The following is a 22,911-nucleotide window of genomic DNA, read 5'->3' on the forward strand; positions in this document are numbered from 1 at the left end:
ACATTCTCAAGCTCAAAAAATACTCCCGTATTCCTGTGTCAGGAATGACGAATGTGGGCGTAGTGCCTAACGCCTATGGGGATAAGCTCTCAGCATGAAGATATTTTTATTTTTTTATTGATGAAAAATTCCGGGTTGTTCGTTTATTTCTATAACGAATGCCGATTGACGCTTCAACGGGCTGTCTCTGGTATTTTGATTTTGGAAGCTTATGAGGAATGCGTGTGAACATCATTTGTGAAAAATTTTCTGCTGCACGGCTTATCGTACGGCGTGCCGTTTATCTCTGCGTTTCTTTGCTGATTTTGTGTTCAGCCGCCGTGACGACGGTATGGGCAGAAGAGGGCGCGACCTCCTCGCCAGAGGCTTTACTGTCTACTGAACCGGCAACTGCGCTGCCTGCGGCACCTTCTGTTTCTGTTCCGGTGGCTGGCGGGCCTGCGATATTAAATGATTTTTCACCGTTTACGCTTTATCAACATGCAGACAGTATTGTCAAAGCCGTCATTTTTATTCTGGTTGTCGCATCCATACTCAGTTGGACGTTATGGGTGGGAAAAACCTGGGAACTGGCGCTTTATTGTCGGCGGATGAAAAAAAGCCTTGCGCTTCTCTCGGGACAAACGTTTTTAGCTCCCCCGCTGGACACGCCTGCGGCGAGCTGTTCGGATATGGCGAATATCGCCTTGTGCGAATTGGAACAGGTTAAAGACGGTTTGCAGCATCGGAGCGCGACGCCACATCGTAGCGATAATGTCAAAGAGCGTGTCCATGCCCGTATTCTGCGCGTTGAAGCGGCAGAGGTGCGGCGATTGACGCGTGGCGCCAGCGTTCTGGCGACGACCAGTGCGGTAGCACCTTTTATCGGACTGTTCGGTACGGTATGGGGGATCATGCACAGTTTCATCTCTATCGCACAATCCCAGACGACGAATCTCAGCGTGGTGGCGCCGGGCATTGCAGAAGCGCTCTTCGCTACGGCATTAGGGCTGGTTGTGGCGATACCGGCGGTTATTCTCTATAACACCGTCGGGCGTCAGATTAGTGGTTATAGAATACTGCTGGCGGATGCCATCACGTTAACGATGTGCCAGTTGAGTCATGAGCTCGAACGATTGGATGACCAAAAACATCATACTTTGGCTAATGTGGGGTAGATTGTGGCTTTTTCTTCTCAACCTGCGAGCTCCGATGACGATCTCAACGCACTACATGAGATTAACGTCACGCCTTTTATTGATGTCATGCTGGTATTGTTAATCATCTTTATGGTGGCCGCACCGCTGTCGACGGTGAATATTCCGCTCGATCTGCCTTCGACGACACAAACCTCGCCACCAGTGGCGAAACCGCCTTTAATTGTCAGCGTAAAAGCGGATATGACGCTGTACATCGGTGATAACCCTGTTCCCCGCGAAAAATTCAGTGCGATCCTAAATGCTGAAACGCATGGGGATAAAAACGCCCGTGTATTTTTACGTGCGGACAAACGCGTTGATTATGAACGCCTCATGGCGGTGATGGATATGTTGCGTGATGCCGGTTATGCAAAAGTCGCTTTGATTGGCCTTGAGGCTTCGGCTGGAGAACCGGGGAAATGAATGAACGAAAAAAAAATAATCTATTGATTAGTCATAATATTGTTCGCTGGACACTTAGCCCTCTCATTGTTCTGGCCTTGCATGGTTCGGTTGTGCTGTTTTTTTTGCGCTCGCCAGCCCCTTCGACAGAAATTGTCTGGCAACCTCTCCCTGAAGCTGCCCCTATTGTGGTGGAACTGGCTGCGGTATCAGCGACCGTCCAGATAACCAGCATGGAAAGTGTCGCGCAGGCAGTGAAAACGGAAGAAGTCGCTCCTGAACAAAAAGAGCAGCCGGCGTTCATCGATGCAGAAGTTAAAGAGGTGGCCGCCGCTGAGGTTAATGTTGCGGTAGGAGAAAAGCCCAAACTAGAGCCGGAACCAGAACCAATCCACAAGCCCTTGAAGCCAGTTCATAAGCCTAAACCGCGCAAAGAGAAAAAAGTTGAGGTCGCCGAGGTTGCAAAGCAAACGCAGCCAGCCGCTCAGCAGGGAAATAGCAGTGAACAACTTGCGTCGCGTAATCAGGCGTTTCAGGTTGGCGCGGCCAGTAATAATGCCAGCCGTCAGGTCAGAATTAGCTGGGAATCCGAGCTGTTGGCTAAATTACAACGAGAGAAACGCTATCCGGCTTACTCTTTGCGGAAAAAACAACAAGATACTATTTTAGTGAAATTTACTCTTGATAAAGACGGCAATGTATTAAATTCCAATATCATTAAAAGTCAGGGATTTGAATCATTAGAGAACGAATCCATGTCGCTGATTAAAAGAGCGTCGCCCTTGCCAAAACCTCCTGCGACAGCACTGTTCGGCGATAAAGTCGAAATGGTGGTTCCTATCGAATTTTTCATCAGAAATGGATAATTGATATACGTTATATACTCGTCATACTTCAGGTTGCCAGTGCGGTGACCGTGCTACGATGTTCATGACTGAGTATCGTTCTAAAGGGATAATGCTCTGCGTTGTTTAAAATATTAACATTTTGTCCTGAAAGTCGAATGATTTATAGTATAATTAATTTCACGATGTGATAAAAACCACCCGTGCGAGGGCGCCAGAACCTTGCGGCCGATTACTGAGGAAAAATTTCCCATCGTGCAACTGAGCAATGCGCGTCACGATACTCAGCCCGAGGCCGATACCGCCATAGCGGCTGTCCATACGCACAAATGCTTTACTCAATTCACCCACCTTGCTTTCGTCGATCCCCGGACCTTCATCCTCAATCTGTAGTTCAATATGTTGCAGCGTGCTCAGGCTTACGGTGATCTGGCTTGCTTCCGGGCTATAGCGATAGGCGTTCTCTACCAGGTTGCGTAATAGTAACTGGAGTAACGTGGCATCGCCATGCAGAGTGATATCTTCTGGCGGTAATACCCATTTCAGCGTCTGCTGACGCTTTTGCAGCATCTCGGCCAGTTCATCCTGCATAGGAAAAATGACGTCTTGTAGGAACGCGACATTCTGGTGGTGGCCCGCCGAAAATTCCTGTCCGACACGGGCAAGCAGCAAAAGCTGTTCTACCGTCTTCACCATTTTATCAATACGTTTGATGAGCGAACTGCAATCAATCTGATGTTGCTGCTGGTGTAGCTCAAGGTGCAGACGAATTCCGGCTAGCGGGGTTCGTAACTCATGCGCGACATCCGCAGTAAATTGCCTGTCGCGTTTCAACGTTTCGTCTAGACGCTGAAAAAGCTGGTTAATGGTATGCGTGACCGCGGCAACCTCTTTTATGTCACTCTGTTGTGGCAGCGGTTCCAGGTTTTCTGCCGTGCGATCCTGTAATTCTTCCTGTAGGCGGGAAAGCGGACGCGTAATCCAACTGACTGCCTGAAAGCACATGAGCAACGTCAGGATGACCATCACCAGGCTGGGGATACTGAGCGAGGCGATCGCCTCATTGATCTCTTGGTCGATCTGCCTGTTCTGGGCACTGGCACTCAGGGATTTATCAACCAGCAGGCCGATCTGCTCTTCACTTTCGTGCCAGAGCCAGAATACGCTGATCATCTGGCAGACGAGCAGGATGCCGCCCAGTGCCAGCACCAAACGACGACGCATGCTGGTGACGGCGTCGGTATCGCCCTTCATGGTTGTTCCCCTTTGGTCAACAGATAGCCAAAGCCTCGCAGGGTTCGGATTCGGTCTTTCCCTATCTTGTGACGCAGATTATGGATATGCACTTCCAGCGAGTTGGAGGATGGATCGTCGTTCCAGGCATAAATGTCCTGATGAAGAAGTTCTCGGTGCACCTGAGAACCTGCTTTCAACACCAAGCGAGACAGTATCGCAAACTCTTTTGGCGTCAGCACTATCGGCTTTTCGTCCAACCACACTTGTTGATTGTTTAAATCCAATGTGATGTTGTCGACCTGTATCAAGCTGTTGCTTGACCCCTGATTGCGACGAATCAGCGCGCGTACGCGCGCTTGTAATTCCGTCAGTGCGAAAGGCTTGGCGAGATAATCGTCTGCGCCCACATCCAGCCCGCTGACGCGATCGTTGACCTTATCCCGTGCCGTTAAGATGAGTACGGGATGCTGGTAATTATTCTTACGCCAGCGAGATAGCAGGGTGAGCCCGTCTTCATCCGGTAAGCCAAGATCGAGAATAACCAGACTGTAGTGCGCGCTACCGATGAGTGCGTCAGCTTCTTTGGCCGTGTCTGCGCAATCGCAGGCATAACCTTCATGACTCAACGCCAATAATAATCCTTCCTGCAACAGCTTATCGTCTTCAACAATCAATAATTTCATGTTGCCTTATCCCTGCACGGCTGAAGGATATCGAGCTGAGGTTGATATTCTTTCGTAGCGATAGTAAACATCCCCAGTATGGTATGGAAAAGATTATCTTGCGAGTAATCCTGCTGCTTCGCATTCTGACGCAGGCAGGTGTCCTGAATGGCGTGTTGTTGCTGATAACCCGTTGATAACCACATCAACATCGGGATGTGCGTTTGCTGCTTCGGCGCAATAGAGTAGGGCATGCTATGCAGGTAGATGCCGTTTTCACCTAACGATTCGCCGTGGTCAGATAGGTAAACCAGCGAGGTATTAAATTTATCCTGATGCTGTTTCAGTAGGTTGATCGCTTTATCCAGAAAAAAATCGATATACAGGATCGTGTTGTCATACGTATTGGTCAGCGCTTCCTGTGTACAGGTCTGAATCTGATTGGTATCGCACGTTGGAGTAAATTTCTTAAAAGTGTCAGGGTAGCGCTGGTAATAGCTCGGGCCGTGGCTGCCTATCGTATGTAATACGATAATTCCGTCGTTATCGAGCTGATTAATATAGTCTTCGATGCTGTGGAATAACGCTTCATCATGGCATTCGCCGTTGGTGCATAATCCCGGCAGTTTCAGCGATGTCACATCAACCGTTGGCACTCGCGTACAGGCATCTTTGCAGCCGCCATCATTTTCCTGCCAGAGCACGTTAACCTTTGCCCGTTGCAATATATCCAGCAGTCCTTCCTGATGGCTAGCTACGTCACCATGAAAGTTTTGGCGTGGCATATTGGAAAACATGCAGGGAACGGAAACACCTGTTGATGTGCCGCACGATGACGTGTTTTCAAAATAAACAACGTTGTCCTTTGCCAGCAGCGGATTGGTTTCTTTCCCATAGCCTCCTAGCGAAAAATTTTGCGCCCGCGAGGTTTCGCCGACTACCAGAATAATCAGGTTCTTTTTTGCCGTCGGGGATGGTGGTGCGGCTTTGTGGGCGTCCAGACCAATTTGCTCCAGGGGTAAATTAGCCAGGGCGCTATGTTTATGGTAGGACAGGCTGGCCGCCACAATATTGCTGGGCGTAATCGCTTTGACCAACTCTTTGTTATTACGCATGAACGAGGCGTAATCTTTATAAAAGAATGCTGCGACAGATAAAATGGCGAATAACGAAATAATGACGCTGAGAAAACGCAGGCCAATATAGATCGTTGTTGGTTTGGCGGGCTTTATTTTTATCCACATGGCGAGCGCGGCGGGAATGACGCCTATAAAGAATACCCAGGCGACAAGCTGCGGCGTAAGCAGTGAAAAGGACTCGCTGGTTGTTGTCTCCAGGATATTCTGGACCATGGTGCGGTCAATGATAATACCGTAGTTCAGCATAAAGTATTGCGCAGCCGCACCGGAGAGCAGAAAGAAAACAATGATGGCCTTACGCAGATAAGGTATTGCCAGCAGCGTTAAAAGAATATTCAGCACCGCGAAAATCACCACAGGCATGCTGAGAAAAAAAGGAATACTGATCCAGTCTGTCATGTCCAGCAGTTGCAGCGTCTGACGATAGTAGGCGATGTTCTGAACCAGAGTAATAAAGGCAGAAAATATCAGCACGAACGTCATGCTGTTCAGGTGTAATCTGCCCATCGGTATTGGGTTTTTCATACACGTCTCTCGTGATTTCCATTATGGAGAGGAAAGAAGACGCTGACTCTAGCGGGGTTAAATTAATACAACCTTAAGAGGTAGCCCGTTAAATTCAGGGACGCGAGAGTGGACATTTGCTAGACTGTGTCCCCTGTCAATACAAAATAAATAGATGACGTTGAGGGTGGTGTCTGCCATGTCTAATTCGCTTGTCTCTGGCGAATCTTATGAGCTTGATTTGCTGGATGAACGTCCTTTCAGTCAAATGGACTATGAGATCCTGAAATCGTATGAAGCGGTGGTTGATGGCTTGGCCATGTTGATTGGCGAACATTGTGAGATTGTGTTGCACTCGCTTGAGGATCTTAAATGTTCCGCCGTGCGTATTGCGAATGGGGAACATACTGGTAGGAAAATTGGCTCGCCGATTACGGATCTTGCATTGCGCATGCTGCATGACATGGCAGGTGAAGATAGCAGCGTGTCGAAAGCCTATTTTACCCGTGCAAAAAGCGGCGTGTTGATGAAGTCAGTGACGATTGCGATCCGTAATCGCGATCAACGCGTGATTGGCCTGCTGTGTATCAACATGAATCTGGATGTGCCTTTCTCCCAGATCGTGCAGACCTTTATTCCACCTGAAACCCATGATGCCGCCTCTTCTGTTAACTTTGCGTCATCCGTTGATGACTTGGTTGCACAAACGCTGGAGTTCTCTATTGAGGAAATCAATGCGGATCGCAACGTCTCCAATAATGCGAAAAATCGCCAAATCGTCCTAAGCCTGTATGAGAAAGGCATCTTTGATATTAAAGACGCCATCAACCAGGTCGCCGAGCGCCTCAATATCTCCAAGCACACGGTCTACCTTTATATTCGTCAATTCAAAAGCGGCGACTTCAGCGGACACGAACGTTAATGCTGAGTTACTGCTTGCTGGTGACCGGCCCGGCTTATGGCACACAGCAAGCGAGCAGCGCGTTGCAGTTTGCGCAGGCGCTGTTAGCGGAAGGGCACAGGCTGAAAAGTGTGTTCTTCTATCGGGAAGGCGTGCTAAATGCCAACCAACTGACGTCACCCGCTAATGATGAGTTTGATCTTGTGCGCGCCTGGCAGCAGTTGAGTGAAACGCATCAGGTGGCGCTGAATGTCTGCGTTGCCGCGGCGCTGCGACGGGGTGTGACCGACGCGCAGCAAGCCGCTCAGCTCAATCTTGCGGGAGCGAATCTGCAACCCAGCTTTGTTCTGAGCGGTCTGGGTGAACTGGCGCAGTCGGTGCTGACCTGCGATCGGGTTATTCAGTTTTAAGGTAGCGTTATGAAGCGAGTCGCATTTGTTTTTACGCATGCTCCACATGGGAGTGCTTCCGGGCGGGAAGGGCTGGATGCGCTATTGGCGATGTCTGCACTGACGGAAGAGATCGGCGTATTTTTTGTTGGCGATGGCGTACTGCAACTGCTGCCGCATCAACAGCCGGAAAAGATTTTGATGCGTAATTACATCGCAACGTTTGGTGTGCTGCCATTGTACGATATCGAATGTTGCTATCTGTGCGAGACATCTGTGCGTCAGCGTGGGCTGAGTATCGAGACAAACTGGGTTTTGGATGTCGAACTATTAGCGCCGCAAGCATGGCGCAGTAAGCTGGCCGATTATCATTCCATCCTTTCATTCTAGCGACGGATTTCCCCTTTATGCTGCATACGCTCTCACGTTCTCCTTATCACGTTGACCTGGATGCACTTTTACGCAGTTTGGATCAGGGGGATGCCGTGGTCTTATTGCAAGATGGTGTTATCGCTGCGCTGGCTGGTGGAGATATTATTCATCGTCTTCTTGATTCAGCGGTTCTTCTCTATGCGCTCCATCCTGATACGGCGGCAAGAGGAATGACTGAACAAATTTCAAACAATGTGACGCTCATTGACTATAATCAGTTTGTTCAACTGACAGTGGAGCACCCGCAGCAACTCGCGTGGTAACGCCGAATTTTTGTATATTTCTTGACTCCTTCCACTGCCAGCCCTAAAATTCTGCGTCCTCATACTTTGCCTTGCGCAAACATGAGGCGATTTATTACGTGTTTACGAAGCAAAACCCAGGAGCTTTTTGAATGGCAACGATTAACCAGCTGGTACGCAAACCACGCTCCCTGAAGGCTGCTAAAAGCAACGTTCCGGCGCTGGAAGCATGCCCGCAGAAACGTGGCGTATGTACTCGTGTATATACTACCACCCCTAAAAAACCGAACTCCGCACTGCGTAAAGTATGTCGTGTTCGTTTAACTAACGGTTTTGAAGTTACCTCCTATATCGGTGGTGAAGGTCATAACCTGCAGGAACACTCCGTGATCCTGATCCGTGGCGGTCGTGTTAAAGACCTGCCAGGTGTGCGTTACCACACCGTTCGTGGCGCGCTGGACTGCTCAGGTGTTAAAGACCGTAAGCAATCCCGTTCCAAATACGGCGTGAAGAAGCCAAAGGCTTAATGGTTCTCCGTTAAGTAAGGCCAAACGTTTTAACTTAAATGTCAAACTAAACTCGTAGAGTTTTGGACAATCCTGAATTAACAACGGAGTATTTCCATGCCACGTCGTCGCGTCATTGGTCAACGTAAAATTCTGCCGGATCCTAAGTTCGGATCAGAACTGCTGGCCAAATTTGTAAACATCCTGATGGTAGATGGTAAAAAATCTACTGCTGAAGCAATCGTCTATACCGCGCTGGAGACCCTGGCTCAGCGTTCTGGTAAAGATCATCTGGAAGCTTTTGAAGTAGCTCTGGACAACGTTCGCCCGACTGTCGAAGTTAAGTCGCGCCGCGTTGGTGGTTCTACTTATCAGGTACCAGTAGAAGTCCGTCCGGTTCGTCGTAATGCGTTGGCAATGCGTTGGATCGTAGAAGCTGCTCGTAAACGCGGTGATAAATCTATGGCTCTGCGCCTGGCGAACGAACTTTCTGATGCAGCAGAAAACAAAGGTACTGCTGTTAAGAAACGTGAAGACGTTCACCGTATGGCCGAAGCTAACAAGGCGTTCGCTCACTACCGTTGGTAATCCCTTCGCTGTAGTCATGCTAACCAAGCGGGCGCTAAAAATAGCCAACCCGCTTGGGTTAACTAAATTGAACGCCCTAGTAAATAGAGGATACAAATGGCTCGTACAACACCCATCGCACGCTACCGTAACATCGGTATCAGTGCGCACATCGACGCCGGTAAAACCACTACTACCGAACGTATTCTGTTCTACACTGGTGTAAACCATAAAATCGGTGAAGTTCATGACGGCGCAGCTACCATGGACTGGATGGAGCAGGAGCAGGAGCGTGGTATTACTATCACCTCCGCAGCGACTACTGCATTCTGGTCTGGTATGGCTAAGCAGTATGAACCGCATCGCGTAAACATCATCGACACCCCGGGACACGTTGACTTCACTATCGAAGTAGAACGTTCCATGCGTGTACTGGATGGTGCGGTAATGGTTTACTGCGCAGTTGGTGGTGTTCAGCCGCAGTCTGAAACCGTATGGCGTCAGGCAAACAAATATAAAGTTCCACGCATTGCGTTCGTTAACAAAATGGACCGCATGGGTGCGAATTTCCTGAAAGTTGTTGGTCAGATCAAATCCCGTCTGGGCGCGAACCCTGTTCCGCTGCAGTTGGCAATTGGTGCTGAAGAAGGTTTCACTGGTGTTGTTGACCTAGTGAAAATGAAAGCCATCAACTGGAATGATGCCGATCAGGGCGTGACCTTCGAATACGAAGATATCCCGGCTGATATGCAAGATCTGGCTGAAGAATGGCACCAAAACCTGATCGAATCCGCGGCCGAAGCTTCTGAAGAGCTGATGGAGAAATATCTGGGTGGTGAAGAACTGACTGAAGAAGAGATCAAAAAAGCTCTGCGCCAGCGCGTTCTGAACAACGAAATCATTCTGGTAACCTGTGGTTCTGCCTTTAAGAACAAAGGTGTTCAGGCGATGCTGGATGCGGTAGTTGACTACCTGCCATCCCCAGTTGATGTACCTGCGATCAACGGTCTTTTGGATGACGGTAAAGACACGCCGGCTGAGCGTCACGCAAGTGATGACGAGCCGTTTGCTGCACTGGCGTTCAAAATTGCTACCGACCCGTTTGTGGGTAACCTGACGTTCTTCCGCGTGTATTCTGGTGTGGTTAACTCCGGTGATACCGTACTGAACCCGGTTAAATCAGCACGTGAGCGTTTTGGTCGTATCGTTCAGATGCACGCTAACAAGCGTGAAGAGATCAAAGAAGTTCGTGCGGGCGATATCGCTGCTGCTATCGGTCTGAAAGATGTAACGACGGGTGACACGCTGTGTGATCCAGACAACGCCATCATTTTGGAACGTATGGAATTCCCTGAGCCGGTAATCTCCATCGCGGTAGAACCGAAAACCAAAGCTGACCAGGAAAAGATGGGGCTGGCATTGGGCCGTCTGGCTAAAGAAGACCCGTCTTTCCGCGTATGGACTGACGAAGAATCTAACCAGACTATCATCGCTGGTATGGGTGAATTGCACCTCGATATCATCGTTGACCGTATGAAGCGTGAATTCAACGTTGAAGCGAACGTGGGTAAACCACAGGTTGCTTATCGTGAAGCGATTCGTGCGAAAGTTACCGATATCGAAGGTAAACACGCCAAGCAGTCTGGTGGTCGTGGTCAGTATGGTCATGTTGTTATCGACATGTACCCGCTGGAGCCGGGCTCAAATCCGAAAGGTTACGAGTTCGTCAACGACATCAAAGGTGGTGTAATTCCTGGTGAATACATTCCTGCCGTTGATAAAGGTATCCAGGAACAGCTGAAAGCGGGTCCACTGGCTGGTTACCCAGTGGTTGATCTCGGTGTGCGTCTGCACTTCGGTTCTTTCCATGACGTTGACTCGTCTGAACTGGCGTTTAAACTGGCTGCTTCTCTCGCCTTTAAAGATGGCTTTAAGAAAGCAAAACCTGTTCTGCTTGAGCCGATCATGAAGGTGGAAGTTGAAACGCCGGAAGAGAATACGGGTGACGTCATCGGTGACCTTAGCCGTCGTCGTGGTATGCTGCGTGGTCAGGAATCCAACGTTACTGGCGTTGTTATTCACGCTGAAGTTCCGTTGTCTGAAATGTTCGGATACGCCACTCAACTGCGTTCTCTGACCAAAGGTCGTGCTTCTTACTCCATGGAGTTCCTGAAGTATGATGATGCGCCTAACAACGTTGCTCAGGCCGTAATTGAAGCCCGTGGTAAATAAGCCTCAGGGTTAAAACAAAATCCCGTGCTCTCTCCATAGGGGGAGAGCATTTGAGTAAGGAATATCGCCGTGTCTAAAGAAAAATTTGAACGTACAAAACCCCACGTTAACGTCGGTACTATCGGCCACGTTGACCATGGTAAAACAACGCTGACTGCTGCAATCACTACCGTTCTGGCTAAAACCTACGGTGGTAGCGCACGTGCATTCGATCAGATCGATAACGCACCAGAAGAAAAAGCACGTGGTATCACCATCAACACGTCTCACGTTGAATACGATACCCCGTCTCGCCACTATGCGCACGTTGACTGCCCAGGACACGCCGACTATGTGAAAAACATGATCACCGGTGCTGCCCAGATGGACGGCGCGATCCTGGTTGTTGCTGCGACTGACGGCCCAATGCCTCAGACTCGTGAGCACATCCTGCTGGGTCGTCAGGTTGGCGTTCCTTTCATCATCGTGTTCCTGAACAAATGTGACATGGTTGATGACGAAGAGCTGCTGGAACTGGTTGAGATGGAAGTGCGTGAGCTGCTGTCTCAGTACGACTTCCCAGGCGACGATACGCCAGTGGTTCGTGGTTCTGCGCTGAAAGCGCTGGAAGGCGAAGCTGAGTGGGAAGCCAAAATCATCGAACTGGCTGGTTACCTGGATAGCTATATCCCAGAACCAGAGCGTGCGATTGACAAGCCGTTCCTGCTGCCAATCGAAGACGTTTTCTCCATCTCCGGTCGTGGTACCGTTGTTACCGGTCGTGTAGAGCGCGGTATCGTTAAAGTCGGTGAAGAAGTTGAAATCGTTGGTATCAAAGATACGGCGAAATCTACCTGTACTGGCGTAGAAATGTTCCGCAAACTGCTGGACGAAGGTCGTGCAGGTGAGAACGTTGGTGTTCTGCTGCGTGGTATCAAACGTGAAGAAATCGAACGTGGTCAGGTACTGGCTAAGCCAGGTTCAATCAAGCCGCACACTCAGTTCGAATCCGAAGTGTATATCCTGAGCAAAGATGAAGGCGGCCGTCATACTCCGTTCTTCAAAGGCTACCGTCCTCAGTTCTACTTCCGTACGACTGACGTAACGGGCACCATCGAACTGCCAGAAGGCGTAGAGATGGTAATGCCGGGCGACAACATCAAAATGGTTGTTACCCTGATCCACCCAATCGCGATGGATGACGGTTTGCGTTTCGCAATCCGTGAAGGCGGCCGTACTGTAGGCGCGGGCGTTGTTGCTAAAGTTATCGCTTAATCTCTGATAAACTTAATGCATGAAAAAGGCACTTCGGTGCCTTTTTTTACGTCCCAATGATTAAATGGAAATTGAAATAAAAATAATTCCTATTTACAATGACTCGATTGGTTAAAAAATCGCTAGGAGCGATTTCAAATGCTGGTTGTAGTGTCCTGAAAGGTAGTGAAAAGACACTCGCGATAACAATGAGTTATTCTGATATGTATGTTTGTTTGTGCAACGCGATTTCTGACAAAGTCATTCGTAATACTGTTCGTCAGCACCAGCCTCAATCTATGCAACAATTGCGCAAACTCGTGCCTATCGGGACAGATTGCGGTAAGTGTATTCGCCAGGCGCGCGTTATTTTTGAGGAAGAGCAGGCTAAAATTCCTGACATGTATGAAGTAGCATAAAATGTAGGGTCGTTTTTTTGACTCTCTGCTGACCGGTTCTACACTTTAAGAACTGGAGCGGAGGAGCATGTCATGAAAGGCGATAAAAAAGTCATCACACACTTGAATAAATTATTGGGCAACGAACTGGTAGCCATTAACCAATATTTTCTTCATGCCCGCATGTTTAAAAACTGGGGTTTAACCCGTCTTAACGATCACGAATATCATGAGTCTATTGACGAAATGAAACATGCTGATCGCTACATCGAACGAATCCTGTTTCTTGAAGGCATCCCGAATCTACAGGATTTGGGTAAGTTAAATATTGGCGAGGACGTTGAAGAGGTCTTACGTTCTGACCTTCAACTTGAGTTGGATGGTGCAAAGAATCTGCGTGAGGCGATTTCCTATGCTGACTCTGTACATGACTACGTTAGCCGGGATTTAATGATAGAAATTCTTGCCGATGAAGAAGGGCACATCGACTGGTTGGAAACTGAGCTGGATTTGATTACACGCCTTGGTATACAAAACTATCTTCAAGCCCAGCTAAAAGCTGAGTAGCATAGTAGAGGTACAATCCTATATGTTTTATACCTAATGTGGCCGGACTGACTCACATCGTTCCGGCCACATTTAAAATCATTTCATCCTGCTTGTTGCTTCCCCAGCCAATTTACGTATAATGCGCGAGCTTACTGAAACAAGGTAAGCCTGATTCAATCCGAATCAGTGGGCCAATATTCGTTTATTGCGCCCGAAACAATACTCCCGATATGGGGGTTATGTGCTGACGATTACACTCCCCCATCAATCGAAATGGGTGTGAGGAGTAATCATTTACGTTTATAAATAATTGGAGCTCTGGTCTCATGCAGAACCAAAGAATCCGTATCCGCCTGAAAGCGTTTGATCATCGTTTGATTGATCAATCAACTGCGGAAATCGTCGAGACTGCTAAGCGCACTGGTGCGCAAGTACGTGGTCCGATCCCGCTGCCGACCCGCAAAGAGCGCTTTACCGTTCTGATTTCTCCGCACGTCAATAAAGACGCGCGTGATCAGTACGAAATTCGCACTCACAAGCGTCTGGTTGACATCGTTGAGCCAACCGAGAAAACCGTTGATGCTCTGATGCGTCTGGATCTGGCTGCTGGTGTAGACGTGCAGATCAGCCTGGGTTAATCAGGTCATTGAGCGATTGAGAGGTTGAAACAATGATTGGTTTAGTCGGTAAAAAAGTGGGCATGACCCGTATCTTCACTGAAGATGGCGTATCTATCCCCGTAACTGTTATCGAAATTGAAGCAAACCGCGTAACTCAGGTTAAAGACCTGGCTAACGACGGTTACCGCGCTGTGCAAGTAACTACTGGTGCTAAAAAAGCAAACCGTGTTACCAAGCCAGAAGCAGGTCACTTTGCTAAAGCTGGTGTAGAAGCTGGTCGTACCCTGCGTGAATTCCGTCTGTCTGAAGGCGAAGAGTTCACTATCGGTCAGAGCATCAGTGTTGAAATTTTCGCTGACGTTAAAAAAGTAGACGTTACTGGTACATCTAAAGGTAAAGGTTTTGCTGGCACAGTTAAGCGCTGGAATTTCCGTACTCAGGATGCTACCCACGGTAACTCCTTGTCTCACCGCGTTCCGGGTTCTATCGGTCAGAACCAGACTCCGGGCAAAGTGTTCAAAGGCAAGAAAATGGCAGGCCAGCTGGGTAACGAACGTGTAACCGTTCAGAGCCTGGACGTAGTGCGTGTTGACGCTGAGCGCAACCTGCTGCTGGTTAAAGGTGCTGTTCCGGGAGCTACCGGTAGCGACCTGATCGTTAAACCAGCTGTGAAGGCGTGAGGAGATAGCAATGGAATTAGTATTGAAAGACGCGCAAAGCGCGCTGACTGTTTCCGAAACTACCTTCGGTCGTGATTTCAACGAAGCGCTGGTACATCAGGTTGTTGTTGCTTATGCAGCAGGTGCCCGTCAAGGTACTCGCGCCCAGAAGACCCGTGCTGAAGTAACTGGTTCCGGTAAAAAACCTTGGCGTCAGAAAGGTACTGGCCGTGCGCGTTCAGGCTCTGCTAAGAGCCCGATCTGGCGTTCCGGTGGTGTGACCTTCGCTGCTAAGCCTCAGGACCACAGTCAGAAAGTTAACAAAAAGATGTACCGCGGCGCGCTGAAAAGCATTCTGTCCGAACTGGTACGTCAAGATCGTCTGATCGTTGTCGAGACGTTTTCTGTAGAAGCACCGAAAACTAAGTTGCTGGCTCAGAAACTGAAAGAAATGGCACTGGAAGACGTGTTGATCATCACCGGTGAACTGGATGAGAATCTGTTCCTGGCTGCGCGTAACCTGTACAAGGTTGATGTGCGTGATGCAGCAGCAATCGACCCAGTTAGCCTGATCGCCTTCGACAAAGTCGTTATGACTGCTGATGCAGTTAAGCAAGTTGAGGAGATGCTGGCATGATCCGTGAAGAACGTCTGCTGAAAGTACTGCGCGCGCCGCACGTATCTGAAAAAGCATCTACCGCGATGGAAAAAACTAACACCATCGTTCTCAAAGTTGCTAAAGACGCGACTAAAGCAGAGATCGTTGCTGCTGTAGAGAAACTGTTCGAAGTAGAAGTTAAAGGCGTAAACACCCTGGTAGTTAAGGGTAAAGTTAAGCGTCACGGACAGCGTATTGGTCGTCGCAGCGACTGGAAAAAAGCTTACGTCACCCTAAAAGAAGGCCAGAATCTGGACTTCATCGGCGGCGCTGAGTAAGTCGGAGGAGAAAGACAATGGCAGTTGTTAAATGTAAACCGACATCTCCGGGTCGTCGCCACGTTGTTAAAGTGGTTAACCCTGAGCTGCACAAGGGCAAACCTTATGCCCCGTTGCTGGAAAAGAACAGCAAATCCGGTGGCCGTAACAACAATGGCCGCATCACTACCCGTCATATCGGTGGTGGTCACAAACAGGCTTATCGTATTGTTGACTTTAAACGCAACAAAGACGGTATTCCTGCGGTTGTTGAGCGTCTGGAGTATGATCCGAACCGTTCCGCGAATATCGCGCTGGTTCTGTATAAAGACGGCGAGCGTCGTTACATTCTGGCGCCGAAAGGCCTGAAAGCCGGCGACCAGATTCAGTCTGGCGTTGATGCTGCGATTAAAGCGGGTAACACTCTGCCGATGCGTAACATCCCAGTCGGTTCAACGGTTCACAACGTAGAAATGAAACCAGGTAAAGGCGGCCAGTTGGCTCGTTCTGCTGGTACTTACGTTCAGATCGTTGCTCGTGATGGTTCTTACGTTACCCTGCGTCTGCGTTCTGGCGAAATGCGTAAAGTCGAATCCGACTGCCGCGCTACGCTGGGCGAAGTTGGCAACGCTGAGCACATGCTGCGCGTTCTGGGTAAAGCTGGTGCTGCACGCTGGCGTGGTGTTCGTCCTACCGTTCGCGGTACGGCAATGAACCCAGTCGACCACCCACACGGTGGTGGTGAAGGTCGTAACTTTGGTAAGCACCCGGTGAGTCCGTGGGGCCTTCAGACCAAAGGTAAAAAGACCCGCAGCAACAAGCGTACTGATAAATTTATCGTACGTCGCCGTACTAAATAATCTTAGAGGATAAACCATGCCACGTTCTCTCAAGAAAGGTCCATTTATTGACCTGCACTTGCTGAAGAAGGTAGAGAAAGCGGTGGAAAGCGGAGACAAGAAGCCTTTGCGCACTTGGTCCCGTCGTTCAACGATCTTTCCAAATATGATCGGTTTGACCATCGCTGTCCATAATGGTCGTCAGCACGTTCCGGTGTTTGTTTCCGATGAAATGGTCGGTCACAAGCTGGGTGAATTCGCGCCGACTCGTACTTATCGCGGCCATGCGGCCGACAAAAAGGCCAAGAAGCGCTAAGGTAGGAGGAAGAGATGGAAACTATCGCTAAACATTGCCACGCTCGTTCTTCTGCTCAAAAGGTTCGCCTGGTGGCAGACCTGATCCGCGGTAAGAAAGTGTCGCAAGCTCTGGAAGTTCTGACCTACACCAACAAGAAAGCTGCTGGTCTGGTTAAAAAAGTGCTGGAGTCTGCTATTGCTAACGCAGAACACAACGATGGCGCTGACATTGATGATCTGAAAGTCGCGAAAATTTTCGTTGACGAAGGCCCAAGCATGAAGCGCATTATGCCGCGTGCTAAAGGCCGTGCGGATCGCATCCTGAAGCGTACCAGCCACATTACTGTGGTTGTGTCCGATCGCTGAGACTCTGGAGACTAGCAATGGGTCAGAAAGTACATCCTAATGGTATTCGCCTGGGTATTGTCAAACCTTGGAACTCTACCTGGTATGCGAATACCAAAGAATTCGCTGACAACCTGGACAGCGATTTTAAAGTTCGTAAATACCTGACGAAGGAACTGGAGAAGGCTTCCGTTTCTCGTATCGTTATCGAACGTCCTGCAAAAAGCATCCGTGTGACTATTCACACCGCTCGTCCAGGCATCGTGATCGGTAAAAAAGGTGAAGATGTTGAAAAACTGCGCAAAGTCGTAGCGGATATCGCTGGCGTACCTGCACAGATCAATATCGCAGAAGTTCGTAAACCTGAACTGGACGCAAAACTGGTTGCTGACAGCATCACTTCTCAGCTGGAGCGTCGTGTGATGTTCCGTCGTGCTATGAAGCGTGCGGTACAGAATGCCATGCGTCTAGGCGCTAAAGGTATTAAAGTTGAAGTAAGTGGCCGTCTTGGCGGCGCTGAAATCGCGCGTACCGAATGGTACCGTGAGGGTCGTGTTCCGTTGCATACACTGCGTGCGGATATCGATTACAACACTTCCGAAGCGCACACCACTTATGGTGTTATCGGTGTGAAAGTGTGGATCTTCAAAGGTGAGATCCTGGGTGGTATGGCTGCCGTTGAACAACCGGAAAAACCGGCTGCTCAACCTAAAAAGCAGCAGCGTAAAGGCCGCAAGTAAGGAGAGTCGCTGATGTTACAACCAAAGCGTACAAAATTCCGTAAGGTGCACAAGGGCCGCAACCGTGGTCTGGCGCAGGGTACGGATGTTAGCTTCGGCACTTTCGGTCTGAAAGCTGTTGGCCGCGGTCGCCTGACTGCTCGTCAAATCGAAGCTGCACGTCGTGCCATGACTCGTGCTGTTAAGCGTCAAGGTAAGATCTGGATCCGCGTATTCCCGGACAAACCGATCACCGAGAAACCGCTTGAAGTTCGTATGGGTAAAGGTAAAGGTAACGTGGAATATTGGGTTGCCTTGATTCAGCCAGGTAAAGTCCTGTACGAAATGGACGGTGTGCCGGAAGAGTTAGCCCGTGAGGCATTCCAACTGGCAGCAGCGAAACTGCCTATCAAAACCACCTTTGTAACTAAGACGGTGATGTAATGAAAGCAAATGAGCTGCGTGAAAAGAGCGTTGAAGAGCTGAACACTGAACTGCTCGGCTTGCTGCGCGAGCAATTTAACCTGCGTATGCAGGCTGCCAGTGGTCAGTTGCAACAGACTCACCTGGTAAAACAAGTGCGTCACAATATTGCACGTGTTAAGACTTTACTGACTGAGAAGGCGGGTGCGTAATGACCGATAAAATCCGTACTTTGCAAGGTCGTGTTGTAAGCGACAAAATGGAGAAATCCATTGTTGTTGCTATCGAACGTTTCGTGAAACACCCGCTTTACGGTAAATTCATTAAACGTACGACTAAGCTGCACGTACATGACGAGAACAATGAATGCGGTATCGGTGACGTGGTTGAAATCCATGAATGCCGTCCGCTGTCCAAAACTAAGTCTTGGACACTTGTTCGCGTTGTAGAGAAAGCGATTCTGTAATAAAGTAGCGCTCTTCTCTTATGATAAACGGCTCTGCAAAGGGCCGTTTATTTTTTCTACCCATACCAAGGAAGCGGTGTTATAATGCCGCGCCCTCAATTATGGGGTATTTAATGGCCCGAAAGGGTCCTAAAGTAGTAGTTGACATTAGCGGAGCACTAAAATGATCCAAGAACAGACTATGCTGAACGTGGCCGATAATTCCGGTGCACGTCGCGTAATGTGTATCAAGGTTCTAGGTGGCTCGCACCGTCGCTACGCAGGCGTCGGCGATATCATCAAAATTACCATCAAGGAAGCAATTCCTCGAGGTAAGGTGAAAAAAGGCGATGTTCTGAAGGCGGTAGTGGTGCGCACCAAGAAGGGTGTTCGTCGCCCGGACGGTTCTGTCATTCGCTTCGATGGAAATGCTTGCGTTATTTTAAACAATAACAGCGAACAGCCTATCGGTACGCGTATTTTTGGGCCGGTAACTCGTGAACTGCGTAATGAGAAGTTCATGAAAATTATCTCTCTGGCACCAGAAGTACTTTAAGGAGCGAATCATGGCAGCGAAAATCCGTCGTGATGACGAAGTTATTGTGCTAACCGGCAAAGATAAAGGTAAGCGCGGTAAAGTAAAAAATGTCCTGTCTGCTAGTAAGGTCATTGTTGAAGGTATTAATCTGGTTAAAAAACATCAGAAGCCGGTTCCGGCCCTGAACCAACCAGGTGGCATCGTTGAAAAAGAAGCTGCAATTCAAGTTTCTAACCTTGCAATCTTCAATGCGGCAACTGGTAAGGCTGACCGTGTAGGCTTTAGATTCGAAGACGGAAAAAAAGTCCGCTTCTTTAAATCTAATAGCGAAACTATCAAGTAATTTGGAGTAGTACGATGGCGAAACTGCATGATTACTACAAAGACGAAGTAGTTAAAAAACTCATGACTGAGTTTAACTACAATTCTGTCATGCAAGTCCCTCGGGTCGAGAAGATCACCCTGAATATGGGTGTTGGTGAAGCGATCGCTGACAAGAAACTGCTGGATAATGCAGCAGCTGATCTGGCAGCAATCTCCGGTCAAAAACCGTTGATCACCAAAGCACGCAAATCTGTTGCAGGCTTCAAAATCCGTCAGGGCTATCCGATCGGCTGTAAAGTAACTCTGCGTGGCGAACGCATGTGGGAGTTCCTTGAGCGACTGATTTCCATTGCTGTACCGCGTATCCGTGACTTCCGTGGCTTGTCTGCCAAGTCATTCGATGGTCGTGGTAACTACAGCATGGGTGTGCGTGAGCAGATCATCTTCCCGGAAATCGACTACGATAAAGTCGATCGCGTTCGTGGTTTGGACATTACCATTACCACCACTGCGAAATCCGATGATGAAGGCCGTGCGCTGTTGGCCGCCTTTAACTTCCCATTCCGCAAGTAAGGCAGGGTTACTAATGGCTAAGCAATCCATGAAAGCACGCGAAGTTGTTCGTGTGAAACTGGCTGAAAAATACCGCGCTAAACGCGAGGAATTGAAAGCTATCATCTCTGGTGTGAACTCATCCGACGAAGATCGTTGGGATGCTGTTCTTAAGCTGCAGACTCTGCCGCGTGATTCCAGCCCGTCTCGTCAGCGTAATCGCTGCCGCCAAACTGGTCGTCCGCACGCTTTCCTGCGGAAGTTCGGGTTGAGCCGTATCAAGGTCCGTGAAGCCGCTATGCGCGGTGAAATTCCGGGTCTGAAAAAGGCTAGCTGGTAATTGTCACCAATTGAATCACGGGAGTAAAGACAGATGAGCATGCAAGATCCGATCGCGGATATGCTGACCCGTATCCGTAACGGTCAAGCCGCGAACAAAGTTGCGGTCACCATGCCTTCCTCCAAGCTGAAAGTGGCAATTGCCAACGTGCTGAAGGAAGAAGGTTATATTGAAGATTTCAAAATCGAAGGCGACACCAAGCCAGTTCTGGAATTAGAACTTAAATATTTCCAGGGCAAGGCAGTGGTAGAAAGCATTCAGCGAGTAAGCCGTCCAGGTCTGCGCATCTATAAAAGAAAAGATGAGCTGCCAAAAGTTATGGCCGGTTTGGGTATCGCAGTTGTTTCTACCTCTAAAGGTGTTATGACTGATCGTGCAGCTCGCCAAGCTGGTCTTGGTGGCGAGATTATCTGCTACGTAGCTTAATCGGGAGGAAAAATGTCTCGTGTTGCAAAAGCACCCGTCGTCATTCCTGCCGGCGTAGAGGTAAAACTCAACGGTCAGGATGTTTCGATTAAGGGTAAAAACGGCGAGCTGAGTCGTAAGATCCATGATGCTGTTGAAGTGAAACAAGCTGACAACGCTCTGACTTTCGCCCCGCGCGAAGGCTTCGTTGACGGATGGGCCCAAGCGGGTACCACTCGCGCTCTGTTGAACGCAATGGTTATCGGTGTTACCGAAGGCTTCACTAAGAAGCTGCAACTGGTTGGTGTTGGTTACCGTGCTGCTGTTAAAGGCAATGTGGTTAACCTGTCTCTTGGGTTTTCTCACCCAGTAGAGCATGCACTGCCGGCAGGTATTACTGCAGAATGCCCAAGCCAAACTGAAATCGTACTGAAAGGTGCTGATAAACAGGTTATTGGTCAGGTCGCTGCGGAATTACGCGCCTACCGTCGTCCTGAGCCTTATAAAGGCAAGGGTGTCCGTTACGCCGACGAAGTCGTGCGTACCAAAGAGGCTAAGAAGAAGTAAGGTAACACTATGGATAAGAAAGCAGCTCGTATCCGTCGTGCGACCCGCGCACGCCGCAAGCTCCAGGAACTGGGTGCGACGCGTCTGGTGGTACATCGTACTCCACGCCATATTTATGCGCAGGTCATTGCACCGAACGGTTCTGAAGTCCTGGTAGCCGCTTCTACTGTAGAAAAAGCTATCGCTGAACAACTGAAGTCTACCGGTAATAAAGACGCAGCAAGTGCAATAGGTAAAGCTATTGCAGAACGCGCGTTAGAAAAAGGCATCAAAGATGTCTCTTTCGACCGTTCCGGTTTCCAATATCATGGTCGAGTCCAAGCACTGGCAGATGCTGCCCGTGAAGCTGGCCTTCAGTTCTAAGGTAGAGGTGTAAGATGGCTCACATCGAGAAACAAGCTGGCGAACTGCAGGAAAAGCTGATCGCGGTAAATCGCGTATCTAAAACCGTTAAAGGTGGTCGTATTTTCAGCTTCACCGCACTGACTGTAGTGGGTGATGGCAACGGCCGCGTCGGTTTTGGTTACGGTAAAGCTCGCGAAGTTCCAGCAGCGATCCAGAAAGCGATGGAAAAAGCCCGTCGCAATATGATGAATGTCGCGCTGAACAACGGCACCCTGCAGCACCCAGTTAAAGGTGCTCACACGGGTTCTCGTGTGTTCATGCAGCCAGCTTCCGAAGGTACCGGTATTATTGCCGGTGGTGCAATGCGCGCCGTTTTGGAAGTTGCAGGGGTTCACAACGTATTGGCTAAAGCCTATGGTTCCACTAACCCGATTAACGTGGTTCGTGCAACGATTGATGGTTTGGCCAATATGAAGTCCCCGGAAATGGTCGCTGCCAAGCGTGGTAAATCCGTTGAAGAAATTCTGGGGTAATGACCGTGGCAAAGACTATTAAAATTACTCAAACCCGTAGTGCAATCGGTCGTCTGCCGAAACATAAGGCGACACTGCTTGGCCTGGGTCTGCGTCGTATTGGTCATACAGTTGAACGTGAGGATACTCCTGCGGTTCGCGGTATGGTCAACGCGGTTTCCTACATGGTTAAAGTAGAGGAGTAACAGATGCGTTTAAATACTCTGTCTCCGGCCGAAGGTGCTAAACACGCACCGAAGCGTTTAGGTCGTGGTATCGGTTCTGGCTTGGGCAAAACCAGTGGTCGTGGTCACAAAGGTCAGAACTCTCGTTCTGGCGGTGGCGTGCGCCGTGGTTTTGAAGGCGGTCAGATGCCTTTATATCGTCGTCTGCCGAAATTCGGTTTTACTTCTCGCAAAGCGATGATCACGGCAGAAGTTCGTCTGTCTGATTTAGCTAAAGTAGAAGGCGACGTAGTTGACCTGAATACGCTGAAAGCCGCGAATGTTATTGGCATTCAGATTGAATTCGCGAAAGTGATTCTGTCTGGTGAAGTTGCTCGTCCGGTAACGATTCGTGGTCTGCGTGTCACTAAAGGTGCTCGTGCTGCTATCGAAGCTGCTGGCGGTAAAATTGAGGAATAAGTAGCAG

At 49.2% G+C, this 22,911-nt stretch carries 37 protein-coding genes; 34 read left to right on the forward strand and 3 right to left on the reverse strand.

Annotated features, from left to right (window positions below; all coding sequences use genetic code 11):
* Positions 1-218 precede the first annotated feature (218 nt).
* Genes exbB through AACH44_RS01705 form a run of 3 tightly spaced genes read left to right on the forward strand, consistent with a single transcriptional unit; the run spans position 219 to position 2,446 of the window.
* Positions 219-1,157, forward strand: a complete 939-nt coding sequence (gene exbB, locus AACH44_RS01695) for a tonB-system energizer ExbB (RefSeq protein WP_425606622.1) — start codon at positions 219-221, stop codon at positions 1,155-1,157.
* Between the two features lie 3 nt (positions 1,158-1,160).
* Positions 1,161-1,601 carry a TonB system transport protein ExbD gene (exbD, locus tag AACH44_RS01700; protein ID WP_261846689.1) on the forward strand — a complete coding sequence of 147 codons (441 nt, stop codon included), beginning with the start codon at positions 1,161-1,163 and terminating at the stop codon, positions 1,599-1,601.
* Positions 1,598-2,446 carry an energy transducer TonB gene (locus tag AACH44_RS01705; protein WP_261846688.1) on the forward strand — a complete coding sequence of 283 codons (849 nt, stop codon included), beginning with the start codon at positions 1,598-1,600 and terminating at the stop codon, positions 2,444-2,446. The genes exbD and AACH44_RS01705 overlap by 4 nt, the downstream gene beginning before the upstream one ends.
* A 159-nt stretch (positions 2,447-2,605) precedes the next feature.
* Here AACH44_RS01705 and pmrB read toward each other — a convergent pair whose 3' ends face one another.
* The 3 genes from pmrB to eptA are packed head-to-tail and all read right to left on the reverse strand — an operon-like array spanning position 2,606 to position 5,987.
* Positions 2,606-3,679, reverse strand: a complete 1,074-nt coding sequence (gene pmrB, locus AACH44_RS01710; protein ID WP_261846687.1) for a two-component system sensor histidine kinase PmrB — start codon at positions 3,677-3,679, stop codon at positions 2,606-2,608.
* Positions 3,676-4,344, reverse strand: a complete 669-nt coding sequence (gene pmrA, locus AACH44_RS01715; protein ID WP_261846686.1) for a two-component system response regulator PmrA — start codon at positions 4,342-4,344, stop codon at positions 3,676-3,678. Before pmrA ends, pmrB begins: the two co-directional genes overlap by 4 nt.
* Complete coding sequence (gene eptA, locus AACH44_RS01720; protein WP_261846685.1) at positions 4,341-5,987, reverse strand: phosphoethanolamine transferase EptA; 1,647 nt, start codon at positions 5,985-5,987, stop codon at positions 4,341-4,343. The genes pmrA and eptA overlap by 4 nt, the downstream gene beginning before the upstream one ends.
* Positions 5,988-6,165: 178 nt before the next feature.
* Between eptA and AACH44_RS01725 the strand changes: the two genes are divergently transcribed.
* The 31 genes from AACH44_RS01725 (at position 6,166) to rplO (ending at position 22,904) form a co-directional block, all read left to right on the forward strand.
* Positions 6,166-6,888 carry a helix-turn-helix transcriptional regulator gene (locus AACH44_RS01725; protein ID WP_261846684.1) on the forward strand — a complete coding sequence of 241 codons (723 nt, stop codon included), beginning with the start codon at positions 6,166-6,168 and terminating at the stop codon, positions 6,886-6,888.
* A complete protein-coding gene (gene tusD / locus AACH44_RS01730) occupies positions 6,888-7,277 on the forward strand; it encodes a sulfurtransferase complex subunit TusD (RefSeq protein ID WP_261846683.1) in 390 nt (129 codons plus the stop codon). The genes AACH44_RS01725 and tusD overlap by 1 nt, the downstream gene beginning before the upstream one ends.
* 9 nt (positions 7,278-7,286) lie before the next feature.
* Entirely contained in the window at positions 7,287-7,646 is a 360-nt protein-coding gene (tusC, locus tag AACH44_RS01735; RefSeq protein ID WP_261846682.1) for a sulfurtransferase complex subunit TusC, read from the forward strand.
* 17 nt (positions 7,647-7,663) lie between these two features.
* A complete protein-coding gene (tusB, locus tag AACH44_RS01740) occupies positions 7,664-7,951 on the forward strand; it encodes a sulfurtransferase complex subunit TusB (RefSeq protein WP_261846681.1) in 288 nt (95 codons plus the stop codon).
* 131 nt (positions 7,952-8,082) lie between these two features.
* A complete protein-coding gene (gene rpsL / locus AACH44_RS01745; protein WP_005969567.1) occupies positions 8,083-8,457 on the forward strand; it encodes a 30S ribosomal protein S12 in 375 nt (124 codons plus the stop codon).
* A gap of 96 nt (positions 8,458-8,553) precedes the next feature.
* On the forward strand, positions 8,554-9,024 hold the full coding sequence (gene rpsG / locus AACH44_RS01750; RefSeq protein ID WP_009111198.1) for a 30S ribosomal protein S7: 471 nt from the start codon (positions 8,554-8,556) through the stop codon (positions 9,022-9,024).
* 96 nt (positions 9,025-9,120) lie between these two features.
* Positions 9,121-11,235: an elongation factor G gene (fusA, locus tag AACH44_RS01755; RefSeq protein ID WP_261846680.1), complete on the forward strand. Its 2,115-nt coding sequence runs from the start codon at positions 9,121-9,123 to the stop codon at positions 11,233-11,235.
* A 69-nt stretch (positions 11,236-11,304) separates the two neighbouring features.
* Entirely contained in the window at positions 11,305-12,489 is a 1,185-nt protein-coding gene (gene tuf / locus AACH44_RS01760) for an elongation factor Tu (RefSeq protein WP_261846679.1), read from the forward strand.
* Positions 12,490-12,692: 203 nt separating this feature from the next.
* A complete protein-coding gene (gene bfd / locus AACH44_RS01765) occupies positions 12,693-12,887 on the forward strand; it encodes a bacterioferritin-associated ferredoxin (protein WP_261846877.1) in 195 nt (64 codons plus the stop codon).
* A 72-nt stretch (positions 12,888-12,959) separates the two neighbouring features.
* Positions 12,960-13,433: a bacterioferritin gene (gene bfr, locus AACH44_RS01770; protein ID WP_261846678.1), complete on the forward strand. Its 474-nt coding sequence runs from the start codon at positions 12,960-12,962 to the stop codon at positions 13,431-13,433.
* A gap of 308 nt (positions 13,434-13,741) precedes the next feature.
* On the forward strand, positions 13,742-14,053 hold the full coding sequence (gene rpsJ / locus AACH44_RS01775; RefSeq protein ID WP_001181005.1) for a 30S ribosomal protein S10: 312 nt from the start codon (positions 13,742-13,744) through the stop codon (positions 14,051-14,053).
* A 32-nt stretch (positions 14,054-14,085) separates the two neighbouring features.
* A complete protein-coding gene (rplC, locus tag AACH44_RS01780; RefSeq protein WP_014701620.1) occupies positions 14,086-14,715 on the forward strand; it encodes a 50S ribosomal protein L3 in 630 nt (209 codons plus the stop codon).
* Between the two features lie 10 nt (positions 14,716-14,725).
* The gene (rplD, locus tag AACH44_RS01785) at positions 14,726-15,331 is read left to right on the forward strand and encodes a 50S ribosomal protein L4 (RefSeq protein ID WP_005970278.1); all 606 of its coding nucleotides are present in this window, start codon (positions 14,726-14,728) and stop codon (positions 15,329-15,331) included.
* The gene (rplW, locus tag AACH44_RS01790) at positions 15,328-15,630 is read left to right on the forward strand and encodes a 50S ribosomal protein L23 (protein ID WP_225085986.1); all 303 of its coding nucleotides are present in this window, start codon (positions 15,328-15,330) and stop codon (positions 15,628-15,630) included. The genes rplD and rplW overlap by 4 nt, the downstream gene beginning before the upstream one ends.
* 17 nt (positions 15,631-15,647) lie before the next feature.
* Positions 15,648-16,469, forward strand: a complete 822-nt coding sequence (rplB, locus tag AACH44_RS01795) for a 50S ribosomal protein L2 (RefSeq protein WP_005970276.1) — start codon at positions 15,648-15,650, stop codon at positions 16,467-16,469.
* 16 nt (positions 16,470-16,485) lie between these two features.
* Positions 16,486-16,764: a 30S ribosomal protein S19 gene (rpsS, locus tag AACH44_RS01800; RefSeq protein WP_004929772.1), complete on the forward strand. Its 279-nt coding sequence runs from the start codon at positions 16,486-16,488 to the stop codon at positions 16,762-16,764.
* 14 nt (positions 16,765-16,778) lie between these two features.
* Positions 16,779-17,111: a 50S ribosomal protein L22 gene (rplV, locus tag AACH44_RS01805; protein ID WP_005970275.1), complete on the forward strand. Its 333-nt coding sequence runs from the start codon at positions 16,779-16,781 to the stop codon at positions 17,109-17,111.
* Positions 17,112-17,128: 17 nt separating this feature from the next.
* Entirely contained in the window at positions 17,129-17,830 is a 702-nt protein-coding gene (gene rpsC / locus AACH44_RS01810; RefSeq protein ID WP_005970274.1) for a 30S ribosomal protein S3, read from the forward strand.
* Positions 17,831-17,842: 12 nt separating this feature from the next.
* The gene (rplP, locus tag AACH44_RS01815; protein WP_005970273.1) at positions 17,843-18,253 is read left to right on the forward strand and encodes a 50S ribosomal protein L16; all 411 of its coding nucleotides are present in this window, start codon (positions 17,843-17,845) and stop codon (positions 18,251-18,253) included.
* Complete coding sequence (gene rpmC / locus AACH44_RS01820; RefSeq protein ID WP_005970272.1) at positions 18,253-18,444, forward strand: 50S ribosomal protein L29; 192 nt, start codon at positions 18,253-18,255, stop codon at positions 18,442-18,444. The genes rplP and rpmC overlap by 1 nt, the downstream gene beginning before the upstream one ends.
* Complete coding sequence (gene rpsQ, locus AACH44_RS01825) at positions 18,444-18,698, forward strand: 30S ribosomal protein S17 (protein WP_005970270.1); 255 nt, start codon at positions 18,444-18,446, stop codon at positions 18,696-18,698. Before rpmC ends, rpsQ begins: the two co-directional genes overlap by 1 nt.
* Positions 18,699-18,861: 163 nt before the next feature.
* On the forward strand, positions 18,862-19,233 hold the full coding sequence (rplN, locus tag AACH44_RS01830) for a 50S ribosomal protein L14 (RefSeq protein ID WP_000613954.1): 372 nt from the start codon (positions 18,862-18,864) through the stop codon (positions 19,231-19,233).
* A 10-nt stretch (positions 19,234-19,243) separates the two neighbouring features.
* Complete coding sequence (rplX, locus tag AACH44_RS01835; protein WP_005970267.1) at positions 19,244-19,558, forward strand: 50S ribosomal protein L24; 315 nt, start codon at positions 19,244-19,246, stop codon at positions 19,556-19,558.
* A gap of 14 nt (positions 19,559-19,572) precedes the next feature.
* A complete protein-coding gene (gene rplE / locus AACH44_RS01840; RefSeq protein ID WP_005970265.1) occupies positions 19,573-20,112 on the forward strand; it encodes a 50S ribosomal protein L5 in 540 nt (179 codons plus the stop codon).
* Between the two features lie 13 nt (positions 20,113-20,125).
* Entirely contained in the window at positions 20,126-20,431 is a 306-nt protein-coding gene (gene rpsN, locus AACH44_RS01845) for a 30S ribosomal protein S14 (protein WP_010286114.1), read from the forward strand.
* A 33-nt stretch (positions 20,432-20,464) separates the two neighbouring features.
* Complete coding sequence (gene rpsH, locus AACH44_RS01850; protein WP_005970261.1) at positions 20,465-20,857, forward strand: 30S ribosomal protein S8; 393 nt, start codon at positions 20,465-20,467, stop codon at positions 20,855-20,857.
* Positions 20,858-20,869: 12 nt separating this feature from the next.
* Positions 20,870-21,403 carry a 50S ribosomal protein L6 gene (gene rplF / locus AACH44_RS01855; RefSeq protein ID WP_005970259.1) on the forward strand — a complete coding sequence of 178 codons (534 nt, stop codon included), beginning with the start codon at positions 20,870-20,872 and terminating at the stop codon, positions 21,401-21,403.
* A 9-nt stretch (positions 21,404-21,412) separates the two neighbouring features.
* Positions 21,413-21,766: a 50S ribosomal protein L18 gene (rplR, locus tag AACH44_RS01860; protein WP_010286111.1), complete on the forward strand. Its 354-nt coding sequence runs from the start codon at positions 21,413-21,415 to the stop codon at positions 21,764-21,766.
* Between the two features lie 14 nt (positions 21,767-21,780).
* Positions 21,781-22,281: a 30S ribosomal protein S5 gene (gene rpsE / locus AACH44_RS01865; RefSeq protein WP_005970257.1), complete on the forward strand. Its 501-nt coding sequence runs from the start codon at positions 21,781-21,783 to the stop codon at positions 22,279-22,281.
* Between the two features lie 5 nt (positions 22,282-22,286).
* On the forward strand, positions 22,287-22,466 hold the full coding sequence (gene rpmD, locus AACH44_RS01870; RefSeq protein ID WP_004846568.1) for a 50S ribosomal protein L30: 180 nt from the start codon (positions 22,287-22,289) through the stop codon (positions 22,464-22,466).
* A gap of 3 nt (positions 22,467-22,469) precedes the next feature.
* Positions 22,470-22,904: a 50S ribosomal protein L15 gene (gene rplO, locus AACH44_RS01875; protein ID WP_261846677.1), complete on the forward strand. Its 435-nt coding sequence runs from the start codon at positions 22,470-22,472 to the stop codon at positions 22,902-22,904.
* The last annotated feature ends 7 nt before the right edge of the window (positions 22,905-22,911 follow it).

This window comes from Pectobacterium araliae (assembly GCF_037076465.1).
Lineage (GTDB): Bacteria > Pseudomonadota > Gammaproteobacteria > Enterobacterales > Enterobacteriaceae > Pectobacterium > Pectobacterium araliae.